The sequence below is a fragment of the Pseudomonas sp. WS 5532 genome (assembly GCF_012985445.1).
Taxonomy (GTDB): Bacteria; Pseudomonadota; Gammaproteobacteria; order Pseudomonadales; family Pseudomonadaceae; genus Aquipseudomonas; species Aquipseudomonas edaphica.
On record NZ_JAAQWK010000025.1, the window covers coordinates 65,542 to 79,992 of the forward strand.

At 61.5% G+C, this 14,451-nt stretch carries 13 protein-coding genes; 4 read left to right on the forward strand and 9 right to left on the reverse strand.

The genetic code is table 11. The annotated features are described in order from the left end of the window. Positions 1–280 precede the first annotated feature (280 nt). Complete coding sequence (locus tag HBO23_RS29315; protein ID WP_169984806.1) at positions 281–730, reverse strand: hypothetical protein; 450 nt, start codon at positions 728–730, stop codon at positions 281–283. 535 nt (positions 731–1,265) lie between these two features. Here HBO23_RS29315 and HBO23_RS29320 point away from each other — a divergent pair. Both HBO23_RS29320 and HBO23_RS29325 read left to right on the forward strand, forming a co-directional pair. Then, the gene (locus HBO23_RS29320) at positions 1,266–2,201 is read left to right on the forward strand and encodes a chemotaxis protein CheV (protein ID WP_017134971.1); all 936 of its coding nucleotides are present in this window, start codon (positions 1,266–1,268) and stop codon (positions 2,199–2,201) included. Between the two features lie 296 nt (positions 2,202–2,497). Next, entirely contained in the window at positions 2,498–3,304 is an 807-nt protein-coding gene (locus HBO23_RS29325) for an MOSC domain-containing protein (RefSeq protein WP_170040649.1), read from the forward strand. A gap of 48 nt (positions 3,305–3,352) precedes the next feature. Here the strand turns inward: HBO23_RS29325 and HBO23_RS29330 are convergent, their stop codons facing one another. From HBO23_RS29330 to HBO23_RS29365, 8 genes are all read right to left on the reverse strand, one after another. Further along, positions 3,353–3,637 carry a pyrimidine/purine nucleoside phosphorylase gene (locus HBO23_RS29330; protein WP_010566373.1) on the reverse strand — a complete coding sequence of 95 codons (285 nt, stop codon included), beginning with the start codon at positions 3,635–3,637 and terminating at the stop codon, positions 3,353–3,355. Positions 3,638–3,700: 63 nt separating this feature from the next. Beyond that, positions 3,701–4,243: an exonuclease domain-containing protein gene (locus tag HBO23_RS29335; protein ID WP_017134973.1), complete on the reverse strand. Its 543-nt coding sequence runs from the start codon at positions 4,241–4,243 to the stop codon at positions 3,701–3,703. A 74-nt stretch (positions 4,244–4,317) separates the two neighbouring features. Beyond that, on the reverse strand, positions 4,318–6,234 hold the full coding sequence (locus HBO23_RS29340) for an acetyl/propionyl/methylcrotonyl-CoA carboxylase subunit alpha (RefSeq protein ID WP_170040650.1): 1,917 nt from the start codon (positions 6,232–6,234) through the stop codon (positions 4,318–4,320). Between the two features lie 126 nt (positions 6,235–6,360). Further along, positions 6,361–7,122 carry an enoyl-CoA hydratase-related protein gene (locus HBO23_RS29345; RefSeq protein WP_138448967.1) on the reverse strand — a complete coding sequence of 254 codons (762 nt, stop codon included), beginning with the start codon at positions 7,120–7,122 and terminating at the stop codon, positions 6,361–6,363. Then, a complete protein-coding gene (gene atuD, locus HBO23_RS29350) occupies positions 7,119–8,276 on the reverse strand; it encodes a citronellyl-CoA dehydrogenase (RefSeq protein WP_017134976.1) in 1,158 nt (385 codons plus the stop codon). The genes HBO23_RS29345 and atuD overlap by 4 nt, the downstream gene beginning before the upstream one ends. Positions 8,277–8,344: 68 nt before the next feature. Further along, positions 8,345–9,958: a geranyl-CoA carboxylase subunit beta gene (gene atuC / locus HBO23_RS29355; RefSeq protein WP_170040651.1), complete on the reverse strand. Its 1,614-nt coding sequence runs from the start codon at positions 9,956–9,958 to the stop codon at positions 8,345–8,347. 3 nt (positions 9,959–9,961) lie between these two features. Beyond that, the gene (locus HBO23_RS29360) at positions 9,962–10,834 is read right to left on the reverse strand and encodes an SDR family oxidoreductase (protein WP_138448964.1); all 873 of its coding nucleotides are present in this window, start codon (positions 10,832–10,834) and stop codon (positions 9,962–9,964) included. Between the two features lie 12 nt (positions 10,835–10,846). Continuing rightward, positions 10,847–12,625 carry an acyclic terpene utilization AtuA family protein gene (locus HBO23_RS29365; RefSeq protein WP_170040652.1) on the reverse strand — a complete coding sequence of 593 codons (1,779 nt, stop codon included), beginning with the start codon at positions 12,623–12,625 and terminating at the stop codon, positions 10,847–10,849. A 153-nt stretch (positions 12,626–12,778) separates the two neighbouring features. Here HBO23_RS29365 and HBO23_RS29370 point away from each other — a divergent pair, with 153 nt between their 5' ends. Then, on the forward strand, positions 12,779–13,402 hold the full coding sequence (locus HBO23_RS29370; RefSeq protein WP_170040653.1) for a TetR/AcrR family transcriptional regulator: 624 nt from the start codon (positions 12,779–12,781) through the stop codon (positions 13,400–13,402). A gap of 93 nt (positions 13,403–13,495) precedes the next feature. Continuing rightward, on the forward strand, positions 13,496–14,284 hold the full coding sequence (locus HBO23_RS29375; protein WP_017134981.1) for a transporter substrate-binding domain-containing protein: 789 nt from the start codon (positions 13,496–13,498) through the stop codon (positions 14,282–14,284). The last annotated feature ends 167 nt before the right edge of the window (positions 14,285–14,451 follow it).

Sequence of the window (14,451 nt, forward strand, 5' to 3'; positions counted from 1 at the left end):
TGAAGTTGAGTCACTTCGAACGGGGCATAGTACCACCACTATTACCGTCGGTCGCCTGGCGCCTTACCCGGTGCCGCCTAATCTGCGCCAAACGCCGAGGAACCTGACTCCGTAGTTCAAAGAGCCAGCGGTTTACTCAGCATAGTTATATTAATTTGGTTTGTTTGTATCGATATTGCGTTGATGGCTAATTGATATATATCGCCCACGCATCATTGTCGACCGTTGAATGTACGGTCGTTTTTAGATAACTCGACGATCAAATACGACCTGTCAGTACTCAGGACGCGTGATGTACGCGCTGTTGTGGTTTATGCGTGAAGTCTTTCTGCGGGATCTGCAAAGTGACGGTCGCGATCAGTGTGGTTTGTTCGCTGTCATCCAGCGTCAGTTCGCCGGTGCGGATGTCGATCAGCTCCAGTTGCCAGGCCAGCAGCGTCAGGCAGTCATGCAGGGCACTCAGCGCCTGGTCGTGCAGCTCCATGGGGCTTGCGGCGTTGGCGATCAGGTATTGGATATGTCGGGAAAACTCGCTGATCGCCTGCAGGGCCAGGCCTTCGGCTTTTTCCGCCAGCTTGGCCAGGCTGGTTTTCATGCAGTCGATGGCATCGCTGTCGTTGCGAATCAGATGTAAATGGTGCAGGCACTCTTCTGACTTGGCCAAAAGCTTTTCGGCTTCCAGCAGAAACTCGGGAAGTGCAGTCTGCCATTCGTTTGCGCTATTCATCATGCAAGTCTCCGCAACATAAGGTCGGGTGATGAGATGTCGCACCGGGTGAATGGCGTAAAACTACCGCTGAAATATGACTGAGATCTGTAGCCTGCTTCTGAAATTTCAGTAGGACCGTTACTTGAATGATCAGAGTAGCCGTGGAAGGCCCTGGTCATTCGGGTCATTTGCACAACTTTGGTTGCCGCCACGTATAAGTCTGGAAGACCTGTGGGCCGAGGGCTTGGGATGGCAAACAAAAGCCTGACTCCATTCATGCAATGAGAATGGCGTCACATTAATGGCTATTAGATATCGCGAATATCAGGTCGGGCCTGATTGTGCATAGGGGAATCCCTTACACAGCGGAACCCTACGTCGATTTGAATGTCGCGCAAGGTCGCTGTACTGCCGTCTGGAGAGCGGATTGCAGTAAACCATGATGTCAGTGTGACATCAATGTATTTACATGGCATTTTACCGGGGTCAAGGTCTGGCGCTTGCCGCCGATAACCACCCTTAAGTGAGCTGCACAATCCCACATCAGGAGCTTTTAATGGCCGGCATTCTCGACACGGTAGATCAACGCACGCAACTGGTGGGTGAGAATCGCCTGGAGATCCTCATGTTTCGCCTGGCCGGGCGGCAATTGTTTGCGATCAACGTGTTCAAGGTTCAGGAAGTCCTGCAACTGCCCAAGTTGACCCTGATGCCCCAGCGTCACCCGTTTGTATGCGGCGTGGTCAACCTGCGTGGCCAGACCCTGCCGGTCATTGACCTGTCACAGGCCATCGGCATGCGCCCGCTGGTGCCGGGGCCGAACAGCACGATTATCGTCACCGAGTACAACCGTTCGGTGCAGGCCTTCCTGGTGGGCGGTGTGGACCGCATCGTCAACATGAACTGGGAAGCCATCCTGCCGCCACCGGCCAGCGCCGGGCGCCAGCATTACCTCACGGCCATCAGCAAGGTCGATGACCAATTGGTGGAAATCATCGACGTGGAAAAAGTCCTCGCCGAAATCGTGCCGTACAACGCCAAAGTCTCGCGGGAAAAACTCGAAGACCCGGTGCTGGAACGCGCCCGTGGCCGCGAAGTGCTGCTGGTGGACGATTCCAACGTGGCCCTCTCGCAACTGCGCGACACCCTGGGGCAACTCGGCGTGAAGATGCACATTGCCAGCGACGGCCTCAAGGCGCTGAACATGCTCAAGGCCTGGGCCGACAGCGGCCAGGTCATGACCGACAAATTGCTGATGATCTTCACCGACGCCGAAATGCCCGAGATGGACGGCTACCGCCTGACCACCGAAATCCGCAACGACCCGCGCCTGCGTGGCCTTTATGTGGTGCTGCACACCTCGCTGTCGGGCAGCTTCAACGACTCAATGGTCAAAAAGGTCGGTTGCGACAACTTCCTGTCCAAATTCCAGCCCGACAAGCTGGTGGATGTGGTGCGCCAACGCTTGATGTTGGACGAAGTGCCCGCCTGAGCAGGCGGCCTATTGTGGCAGGCAGTCTCGTGATGGCAGGCAGGCTTGTTGTGGCAAGCAGGCTTGTTGTGGCGAGCAGGCTTGCCCTGCGTTGGGCTGCGAAGCAGCCCCAATAAACACACCGCGTAACCTCAGGCAAAACCAAAGCGCCTGGTTTCAGGGCCGCTTCGCCCCCCAACGCAGGGCAAGCCTGCTCGCCACAGTAAGCTTACCGGTCACAAGAGCTCCAGCGACCTTTGATTCTGGAAGTCCCGTCCTATAGGGTGGCGCTTTGTCCCCCTCAGGAATGCAGGCCCATGCTTCGTCTCAGCGCGCTGTACCGTTACCCCTTGAAGTCCGGCAAGGCCGAAGCCTTGCAGCACATCGGCCTGGATAAACTCGGGCTGGATGGGGATCGACGCTGGATGCTGGTGGACGAAGCCAGTGGCCGATTCCTGACCCAGCGGGCGGTGGCGAAGATGAGCCAGTTGTCGGCGTTGTGGAACAGCGCCGGTGGCCTGACCCTGAATTCGCCTGGCTTTGCCACGCTGGACGTGGCGCTGCCGGGCAGCGATGCCGAGTTGCGCGGCGTGACGATATGGCGCGACACACTGCGTGTGCCGGATGCCGGCGATGCGGCGGCGGCCTGGGTCAGCGACTTTATCGGCAAGCCCACGCGGCTGGTGCAGGTGCCGCTGGCACGTGCACGTACTACCGAGGCCGGTTATGGCAAGGACGACGATCAGGTCGGTTTTGCCGATGGTTTCCCCTTGCTGCTGATCGGCCAAGCCTCGTTGGACGACTTGTCCCAGCGCATCGGCCGGCCGATGGAAATGCTGCGTTTCCGTCCCAATCTAGTGATTGAAGGCAGCGAGGCCTTCGCCGAAGACGGTTGGAAACGCCTGCGTATCGGCGACGTGGAGTTTCGCGTGGTCAAGTCGTGCTCGCGCTGCATCCTCACCACCATCGACCCGGCCAGCGGCGAGCGCAGCGCCGACCGTGAGCCGCTGGCGACACTCAAGACCTACCGTGAGCAGGGCGGTGACGTGATGTTCGGCCAGAACCTGGTCAACGATGGCAGCGGTGAATTAGCCGTCGGAATGCCCGTGACGATCCTGGAATAAAAAATGCCCGTCTCCTGCGAGACGGGCATTTTTTTTGCGCTGTAACCCTTAGCCGCGGTATTCGCACAGGTAAGCGGTGTCTACGGCAACCTTCAGTTGGAACTTGCTGTTGGCCGGCACGTTGAACTGGCTGCCGGCGGCGAAGGTTTCCCAGGCGTTGGCGTCTGGCAGCTTGACGGACAGGGCGCCGGACACCACGTGCATGATTTCACGCTGGGCGGTGCCGAATTCGTATTCACCCGGTGCCATCACGCCGATGGTCGCAGGGCCCTCTGCGGTGCCGAAAGCGATCGACTTGACGGTGCCGTCGAAGTACTCGTTGACTTTGAACATGGGTGAATCCTCGGAAAAGGGTCTGGAAAGGTCGGCCAGTATGCCCAAGGCCGGGGGTGCTGCCTAGACCGGCAAAATCAACGGCAGCAGGCGTGCGGTGTTGCGCGCGTCTTCCAATGCCCGATGTTGCTGGCCATGGAACTGCATCCCCGCCAATTGCAGCGCACCGTTGAGCCCCAAGGGCTTGTCCAGCCGCCGGGCCTTGGCGAAACGCTGCTTGAGGTTCACATGCGCGGTCTGGGCGAGCGCGCTGGTCAGGCCATGGCGTTGCCATTCAAGTTCAAGCTGCGCGCGGTCGTAGTCGCCCCAGCTGGCCCAGCCTTCCAGGCGCGCTTGATGTTGGCCCAGCCAACGCTCAAACAAGGGCCACACCTCGGTGATCGGCGCCGCCGCGTCGATGTTGGCCTGGGTGATATGCGTGAGTTGGCGACAGAACGGCGTCAGCAAGGGGCGACGCAGCGGCCGCACAAAGCGCTGGAAGTGATCCAGTTCGCGGCCCTGGCGGTTCACGAGGCTGGCGCCGATCTCGATGACTTCCATCTCCGTCACGGGCCAGCCGCCTTCATCCGTTGTGGCTTCAAGGTCAATAATCAGCCAATGGGGCATCGTGCAGGTTCCCGTACTCGTCCTTTCCTGATGGGGATAGAGCGTAGCTGGGCCGTGTAGTTCCGCCTAGGGTGTTATTCGATCTCCAGCAAAACCTGGCGATTGCGCACTTGATCACCTGCGACGACCTGCACACCCTTGATCACACCGTCGATGCCGGCCGTCAGCGGATGTTCCATTTTCATGGCTTCGAGCACCAGCAGCAGTTGGCCTTTGCTGACGCTTTCACCGGCGCTCACGCGGATATCGACAATCGCGCCGTCCATCGGTGCCTTGACGATGCCGGTGCTGGCGTCGGCCTGGCGGCTGGCGACGTGTTGGGTGCGGTTGATGATCTTCACGCCCGGCAGCCAGAGCTGAGTGTCGTCCAGATGGTAGGGCAGGCGACGGCGAATACCGTCGATCACCAGTGTGGCCCAGCGGCCGTCGGTGGTCAGGTCATGGATCTCGATGCCGTTGGCTTGCAGATGGTTGCCGTCCAATACGTTGACGTCGAGGTCCTGCACCTCGTCGTTCACCGCCAGGCGATAGCGCCAGGCGGCCTTGTTGCGCCATCCCGACAAGCCTTGGCGGTGGGTGTTGGCGCTGTGTTGGTAAAACAGTGCGGCGGCCAGCGCGACCTGCTCCTTTGTCGCGGCGTGACGTGGGATGTCATTGAAGTGTTTGGCGATAAACCCGGTACTGAACTCGCCTGCGATAAAGTCCGCTTGCCCGAGCAGGTCCACCAGCAAACCCTGGTTGGTGGTGACGCCCAGTAACACGGTGTCTTGCACTGCGCGCAGCAATTTGCGCCGGGCCTCTTCGCGGGTGGCGCCGTGGGCGATGATTTTGCCCAGCATGGCGTCATAGAACGGGCTGATGCGCTGGCCCTCGAGCACGCCGTGGTCGATGCGTACCTGGGCAGCCGGCTCCCAGCGCAGCACATCGCCGGTTTGCGGCAAAAAGCCCTGGGCCGGGTCTTCGGCGTACAGGCGCACTTCCATGGCGTGGCCGGTCAGGGTCACGTCGGCCTGTTGCAAGGGCAGCGGTTCGCCAGCGGCGATGTTCAGTTGCAACTCAACCAAGTCCAACCCCGTGATCAGTTCGGTGACCGGGTGCTCCACTTGCAGGCGGGTGTTCATCTCCAGGAAGTAGAAGTGGCCGTTGCGGTCGAGCAAAAATTCGACGGTGCCGGCGCCGACGTAATTGACCGCACGCCCAGCCTTCAGCGCAGCTTCGCCCATGGCCTGGCGCAGCGCAGGTGTCATCACCGGGCAGGGCGCTTCTTCGATGACTTTCTGGTGGCGGCGCTGGATCGAGCAGTCGCGTTCGCCCAGGTAAATGAGGTTGCTGTGGCTGTCGCCGAACAGTTGGATTTCAACGTGGCGCGGGTCGATCAAAGCTTGTTCGAGGATCAGTTCGTCGCTGCCAAACGCGTTGAGGGCTTCGGAGCGTGCGGTACGCAGTTGATCGAGCAGTTGGCTGCCGTCGTGGACCAGGCGCATGCCACGCCCGCCACCGCCGGCACTGGCTTTGATCATCAGCGGGTAGCCGATACGGTTGGCTTCTTGCTGCAAGGTCGCGTCATCCTGGGCATTGCCTTGGTAACCGGCGATGCACGGCACACCCGCGTCGAGCATGGCGAGTTTGGACTGGCGTTTGCTGCCCATCAGCTCGATGGCGGCAACGCTGGGGCCGATGAAGGTGAGGCCGGCGTCCAGGCAGGCTTGGGCGAATCCAGCGTTTTCGGAGAGGAAGCCGTAGCCGGGGTGGATGGCGTCGGCGCCTGTGCGTCTGGCGGCGTCGAGGATGGCCGGGATGTTGAGGTACGACTGGTTAACCGGCGCGGGGCCGATGTGGACGGCTTCGTCGGCCATTTGCACGTGCAGGGCCTGGGCGTCGGCGTCGCTGAAGACGGCGACGGTGCGGTAGCCCAGGGTTTGGGCGGTGCGCTGTATGCGGCAGGCGATTTCGCCGCGGTTGGCGATCAGGATTTTGGTGAATGCAGGCATGGGTTTATCCCTTGGCACATTGGGTGAATGTTCGGCCCCTATCGCAGCGATGCGGCGACCCGACAAGCCAGCTCCCACAGTTTGAAATGCATTCCCCTTGTGGGAGCTGGCTTGCCTGCGATGGCGTCATCGAGACCACCCAGGCTTACGCTTCTGCACAAACGCCTGCGTCCCCTCAATCCCTTCCTCACTCGTCACCGCCTCGGCAAACCATTCTGCGGCCTGATCCAACAGCGGGCCGACCGGCTGTTCCACACTGGCGAGCAACAGCGCTTTAGTCCGCGCATTCGCCCCCGGCGCACAGCGCAACACCTGCCCCAGCACCTCATCCAATCGTTCCGCCAAGGCTTGTGCATCGCGCTCGACGTAATGCACCACGCCCAACCGCTCAGCCTCAACCCCATCAAAGCGCGCCGCCGTCAGCGCCAGTCGGCGTGCCTGGGTCAAGCCAATGCGCTTGACCACAAACGGCGCAATCTGCGCCGGCAACAAGCCCAGGCTGGTCTCAGGTAACCCGAACTGCGCCTGGTGGTCGGCAATCGCGATATCACTCACGCACGCCAGCCCAAAGCCGCCGCCCAGCACCGCGCCTTGCAGCACCACGATCACCACTTGCGGCACGGCTTCGACGGCTTGCAGCAGGGTGCCGAAGGCGCGGTTCAGCGCCGGCAACTGCCCGCCCGCCATGACCATGTCTTTCACATCCGCCCCGGCACAGAAGTGCCCACCGGCGCCGCTGATCACCACGGCGCGCACCTGGCTGTCCAATTGTGCCAATACCGACCGCAGTTCGTTGACCATCTCCAGGCTCATCGCATTGCGGCTGGCGGGGCGGTTAAGGGTGATGTGCAGCACGCCGTTGTGCGGCTCGAGCAGCAGGGTGTTCATGATTTTTTCCCGGGCAGGGTGCCCATCAATTTGCAGATGATGCCCAGCATGATTTCGTCGGCGCCGCCGCCAATCGATACCAACCGCACGTCACGGTAGGCGCGGGCCACCGGGTTGTCCCACATAAAGCCCATGCCGCCCCAGTATTGCAGGCAGCTGTCGCTGACCTCACGGCCCAGGCGCCCGGCCTTGAGTTTGGCCATGGAGGCCAGGCGTGTCACATCCTGGCCTTTGATGTATTGCTCGGTGGCCTGGTAGACCAGCGCGCGCAGGCATTCGATTTCGGTGGACAGCTCGGCCAGGCGAAAGTGGATCACCTGGTTGTCGATCAGCGCCTTGCCGAAGGTCTGGCGCTCTTTGCAGTATTCGATGGTGCTGTCGATGCAATGCTCCAGGCCCTTGATCATATTGGCTGCGCCGAACAGGCGTTCTTCCTGGAACTGCAGCATTTGCATCATGAACCCTGCGCCTTCGTGGCCGATGCGGTTGCGTTGCGGCACGCGCACACCGTCGAAAAATACTTGGGCGGTCTCGGAGCTGTGCATGCCGAGCTTTTCCAGCGGCGGGCTGACGCTGATGCCTGGGGTGGTCATTGGCACCATGATCAATGATTTGTTGATATGCGGCTTGTCGTCGGAGGTGTTGGCCAGCAGGCAGATAAAGTCGGCGCTGGGCGAGTTGGTGATCCACATTTTGCTGCCGTTGATCACGTAGTCGCCGCCGTCCTTGCGCGCGTGGGTTTTAAGCCCCGCCACGTCGGAGCCGGCGCCGGTTTCCGAGACGCCGATGCAACCCACTTGCTCGCCGCTGATGGCCGGGCGCAGGAATTCGTCGCGCAGTTCATCGGAGCCGAAGCGGGCGAGGGCGGGCGTGCACATGTCGGTTTGCACGCCGATGGACATGGGGATGCCGCCGCAACGGATGGTGCCAAATTCTTCAGCGGCGACAATGGAGTAGCTGTAGTCCAGGCCCATGCCGCCGAATTGTTCCGGCTTGGAAATGCCCAGCAGGCCGAGGTCGCCGGCCTTGCGGAAAATTTCGTGAATGGGAAAACGCCCGGCTTTTTCCCACTCGTCCACGTGCGGGTTGATCTCGCGGTCGACGAAGGCACGCACGGTGCGGCGCAGTTCCTGGTGTTCCTGGGTGAAGATCATTGTTGTTGTTCTCCTTATTGGGACGCGGAGCGTCCTTGGCTGCGTTACCACGCGGAGCGTGGGCACGATCAGCGCGCTACACCAAAGCTGTTGGGCTGCAGTTGGCGCACCTCGGCCTCGTGGCAGATATCCAGCAAGAACCCCAATAGCGTGCGGGTATCGCGTGGATCTATCAGCCCGTCGTCCCACAGGTTGGCGCTGCCATAGAGGGCGGTGGACTGGCTGTCGAGTTTCTGCGCGGTGACCTGTTCGAGCATGTCCAGCACCTTGGGGTCGGGCACCAGACCGTCCTTCAATTGCTTGGCCTCAGTCACGATGCGCAGCACCTTGCCCGCTTGCGCGCCGCCCATCACCGCCGTGCGGCTGTTGGGCCAGGCGAAGATAAAACGCGGGTCCAGGCCACGGCCGCACATTGCATAGTTGCCCGCGCCATAAGAGCCGCCGACCACCACCGTGAGTTTAGGCACCCGCGCATTGGCCACCGCCTGAATCATCTTCGCGCCGTGCTTGATCACGCCTTGTTGCTCCGATTCGGTGCCGACCATAAAGCCGGTGGTGTTGTGCAGGAACAGCAGCGGCGTGCGGCTCTGGTCGCACAGTTGGATAAATTGCGCCGCCTTGCTCGCGCCCTTGGGCGTAATGGGGCCGTTGTTGCCGATCACACCGACGGCGCGGCCCTGGATATGCAAGTGGCCGCAGACGGTGTGGGCGTCGAACTCGCCTTTGAACTCCAGAAAGTGCGAGCCGTCGGCCAGGCGTGCGAGGATTTCGCGCACGTCGTAGGGTTTTTTCGGGTCATCGGGGATCAACCCCAGCAACTCGTCGATAGGATACAGCGGGTCCTTGTAAGCCCGTTGTGGAGCGGGTGGCAGGCGATCATCCCACGGCAGCAGGCTGACGATTTCGCGCACGATGCGCACGCCATCGGCATCGTTTTCCGCCAGGTACTCGGCCGTGCCGGCGGTTTGCGCGTGCATCTCGGCGCCGCCCAGCTCTTCATCAGTCGCGACTTCGCCGGTGGCGGCCTTGAGCAGCGGCGGCCCGGCCAAAAACAGCTTGGCCTTGCCGCGCACCACCACCACGTAATCCGACAGCCCCGGTTGATACGCGCCGCCCGCCGTGGCCGAGCCGTGTACCACGGTGATCTGCGGCAAGCCCATGGCCGACATGCGCGCCTGGTTGGCGAAGCTGCGTGCGCCTTCGACGAAAATCTCGGCGGCGTAATTGAGGTTGGCACCGCCGCTTTCCGCCAGGGTCACCACCGGCAGTTTGTTTTCCATGGCGATCTGTTGCAGGCGCAGGGATTTTTTCAGGCCGGACGGCGAAATGGTGCCGCCCTTGATCGCGCTGTTGTTGGCCACCACCAGCATGCGTACGCCGCTGACGTAGCCGATACCGGCGATCAAGCCGCCTCCGGCCGCGCTGCCGTCTTTGTCATCGTGGAGTTTGTAGCCGGCCAGGCTGGCCAATTCCAGAAACGGCGCGCCGGGGTCCAGCAGCAGGTTGAGGCGCTCGCGGGGCAACAACTGGCCGCGTTTGTCGAACTTGGGTTTGGCTTCCTGTGCTTTGGCGAGCAGGTTGTGCTCCAGTTGGCGCAACTGTTGGATGCTTGCCAGCATGGCTTCACGGTTGTGCGCGAACTGTGGGCTGTGGGCGTCGATCAGGCTTTCAATCACCGGCATGGTTCAGTGCTCCGTCTTCAGCACATCGGGTAAATAGGCGCGGTGGAAACCGTTGAACGGCTCGCTCGGCGGCTGCGCCTTGTGCAGCGGCCAGGCGCGGCTGCCCAGGCTGGCAGCGCCGTCGATGCGCAAGGTGCTACCGCTGATAAACGCGGCGGCGGGGCTGAGCAAAAACACGATGGCCGCGCTGACTTCCGATTCGGTGCCGATGCGCTTGAGCGGCACGTGCTCACGCAGGGTGGGGATCACTGCCTTGAACGCGCCTTCGTAGGTGTCCATGCCGCTGGACGCAATCCAGCCCGGCGCCACGGCGTTGACGCGTACACCGGCGTAACCCCATTCGAAAGCGGCGGTCTTGGTAAAGTTGTCCATGCCTGAGCGTGCAGCACCCGAGTGGCCCATGCCGGGCATGCCGCCCCACATGTCGGCGAGCATGTTGACGATGGCGCCGCCGTGCTTGTTCATCGACTGGTTGAACACTTCACGGGCCATCAGGAAACCGCCCACCAGGTTGGTGCGCAGTACGGTTTCAAAGCCTTTTTGATTGATCGAAGCCAGTGGCGACGGGTATTGACCGCCGGCGTTGTTCACCAACCCATGGATCGGCCCATGCTCGCGGATGATCTGCGTGACCAGCGCTGTCACTGCTTCTTCATCGCGAATATCGCAGGCCAGCCAGTGCGCGGTGCCGCCGTCTTCGGCGATTTCGGCGGCCACCTGTTGCAGCTTTTGCGGCTTGCGCCCCACCAGTATCACACTGGCACCAAGGGCCGCCAGTTCATGGGCAGTGCAGCGGCCAATGCCACTGCCGCCGCCAGTGACTATCACGGTTTGCCCCTGGAACAGGTCGGCTTTGAAGATCGAGTCGAAGGCCACGGCGACGGTCCTTTAGGAGAGTTGATCGGCTATGTGTTGCGGCACGGCGATGGGGATTTCCAGCAATTGTTGGGCGAAGGCCTTGCCTTGCGGGTCGATGCGCAGGCTGGCGATGCCGCCGCCGCCCAAGGCGTTTTCCAGCAGGAAATTCAAGCTGTGGCTGCCGGGCAAGTACCAGCGCTCGACACGGCCGTGAAGTGGGTCGAGCACGTGGCTCATCCAGTCGACGATCACCTCCGGGGTCAGCGCTTCGGCGATCCAAGGCAGGTAGTCGGGGTGGCGGGCGATTACGCCGATATTGCTGTGGTTGCCCTTGTCGCCGGAGCGCGCCACGGCCAGTTTCACCAGGGGCACACTGGCGTCCGCGCGGCCTTCGGGTTTGGGTGGATCAATCGGCGCGGCGGGTGTGCGCATCGGCGCTGATGAAGGCAACGCAACGGTGTGCCGCGCGCCTTGGAAGTCGACCTGCGGTGCGCAGGATGATTTGTCGATCAGGAATGAAAACAGCCGGATCAGCGGGTACACGGTCGGTCGCCCGCCGACAATGCCGGTCAAGCCGGGTGCCATGCCGGTCGCCGCCTGGGCGATCTCGCGGGCGAACAGCACCAAGGCCTGCTTGCTGGGGTGGCGTACCGCCAATTTCACCACCACCTCGCGGCAATCCTGGCGCTGGGCGTGGGCACCGTAGGTGGCTTCGCTGCCGAGCAGTTCAATGTTTACCTCGGTGTAAGGCGCCCAGCCGCGTTGGCTGAACAGTTCCGAGGTCTTGTTGATGATCGCCTGGCTGACTCGCTCGGCCTTGGCCACCGCGTCGATCCCGGCAATCAGGCAACTGGCGGTGCAACGGAAACCGTCGGGGTAAGTCGCGCTGACCTTGTACTGGTCGGTGGGCGGTAAACCCTTGGCGCCGTGCAGGCGCACGCAGTTTTGGCCTTGCTGCTGCAGCTTGACCTGGCTGAAATCGCAGATCACTTCGGGCAGTAAATACGCGCGCGGGTCGCCGATTTCATACAGCAACTGTTCGGCCACGCTGAGTTCGCTGATCAGCCCACCGGTGCCGGCGACTTTATTCACGGTAAATTGGCCGTCGGTGCTGACTTCGACGATGGGAAAGCCGATGTGCTCGTAGTCCGGTACATCACGCCAATCAGTGAAGTTACCGCCGCTGCACTGCGCGCCGCATTCGATGATATGCCCGGCGAGCGCGGCTTGAGCGAGGCGGTCGTAGTCCTGCCACGACCAGTTGAATTCATGCACCAAGGCGGCGCTGACCACGGCGCTGTCGACCACGCGCCCGGTAATCACAATATCGGCGCCCAGCGCCAGTGCCTGAGCAATGCCGGGTGCGCCGAGGTAGGCATTGGCCGAGACGCACACTGGCGGCAGGGGCGCGTCGTTGAACATATCGGTAATGTTGTGCAATTGCTTGAGTTGGGGTTGCAGGTCGTCGCCCAGCAGTACGGCGATTTTCAGCGGCACACTGGCCTTGTCGCAGGCCGCTTGCAGGGCGGCGGCGCAGGCGTGCGGGTGGATGCCGCCGGCGTTGCTGATCACACGGATGCCCTGGCGCTGGATCTCCCCCAGCAACGGCGTGAGCACCTCGACGAAATCGGTGGCGTAACCGGCCTGGGGATCTTTCATCCGCGCACCGGCAAGGATCGACATGGTGACTTCCGCCAGGTAGTCGAACACCAGGTAATCCAGGGCGCCGCCGTGCACCAATTGGGCGGCGGCCGTGCAGGTGTCGCCCCAGAAGGCGCTGGCGCAGCCGATACGAACCGTCTTGCTCATGAGAAATCCTTCCTCCGATGGCTGGTGTCGAGACTACCAAGCAAGCGCTTGGTTTGTAAACGGTTGATATAAGTTTTGCCCAAGCGCTTGCTTGGCTGGCGGCCACGGCCTAAATTGCCGCCCAAGACGTCAGTAGAGATGAAGGAGAGCAGCATGGATGAGCAAAAAGCCCTGCGGGTGATGCGCACCATGGTCGACGGCGGCCAGTTGACCGACCCCGACAGTGCCCGGGGCAAGTTGCTGCAAACCGCGGCTCACCTGTTTCGCAACAAGGGTTTCGAGCGCACGACCGTGCGTGATTTGGCCAGTGCCGTGGGCATTCAGTCCGGCAGTATCTTTCATCACTTCAAGAGCAAGGACGAGATCCTGCGTGCCGTGATGGAGGAAACCATCCACTACAACACCGCGATGATGCGCGCATCACTTGAAGAGGCCAGCAACGTGCGTGAGCGCGTGCTGGCGCTGATCCGCTGCGAGTTGCAGTCGATCATGGGCGGCAGTGGCGAGGCGATGGCAGTGCTGGTCTATGAATGGCGTTCGCTGTCGGCTGAAGGCCAGGCTCAGGTGCTGGCGCTGCGCGATGTGTATGAGGACATCTGGCTGCAGGTGCTGGGCGAGGCCAAGACGGCGGGTTACATCAGGGGCGATGTGTTTATCACTCGACGCTTCCTGACCGGCGCCTTGTCCTGGACCACCACCTGGTTTCGCGTCGAAGGCAGCCTGACCCTCGAGCAGTTGGCCGAGGAGGCGCTGTTGATGGTGCTTAAAGCTGATTGAGGCGCAAGCTATTAATTTGCCGACGGAAAGTTGTCTCCCCTGACAAAAACGCCTAGCTTATTGCCATCAGAGTGTTAAACGGTGTGTGCCTCAATGTTTTCGCCATGGCGGCTGGCTGCAGGACTGACTATATGGGCACTGGGCACCGCGTGGTGGCTGCCGGCGTCGGCCGCGCAATTGGTCAGGATCGGCGCCGCGCACTTCCCGCCCTACACCGTTCGGCCCGAGCAGGGCGCCGATACCGGTTTGTTGCCGCAACTGGTCGAAGCCCTGAACGCTGCGCAAACCGACTACCAGTTTGTGTTGGTGCCGACTTCGATTCCACGGCGCTTTCGTGATTTCGAGCAAGGTCGGGTCGACATGGCCATCTTCGAAAACCCCGACTGGGGTTGGCAGGATATTTCCCACACCAGTGTCGACATGGGGTTGGAAGATGCAGAAATCTTCGTCGCCCAACGTAAGCCCGGCCGCGACCAAAGCTATTTCACCGACCTCGCCGGTAAGCGCCTTGCAGTGTTCAGCGGTTATCACTACGCCTTTGCCGGTTTCAACCCCGACCCCAAGAACATGGCCGAACACTTCAACGCCACATTGACCTACTCCCATGACAGCAACCTGCTGATGGTGGCGCGCGGGCGTGCCGATATTGCGCTGGTCACGCGTTCGTACCTGAGCGACTTCATGGTGCGTAATGCGGACATGGCCGGGCAGTTCCTGGTCTCGGAGCGGATTGACCAGGTGTATCACCACTACGCGCTGGTACGGCCCAAAGCGCCGATCACCGGCGCGGCGTTCGCCGAGCTGCTCAAGCACCTGCGTGAGAGCGGGGAGATGTTGAAGATCTTCGAGCCGTATCGCATTGATGTGAGGCCGGTGCCCTGATTATCTGCGTTGAGCAGGCCTGTTGTGGCCACCTGGCTTGTTGTGGCAAGCAGGCTTGTTGTGGCAAGCAGGCTTGTTGTGGCGAGCAGGCTTGCCCTGCGTTGGGCTGCGAAGCGGCCCCAGTAAGGCCACCGCGCTCTTTCAATTAGGACCGAGTGTCCGGTTTT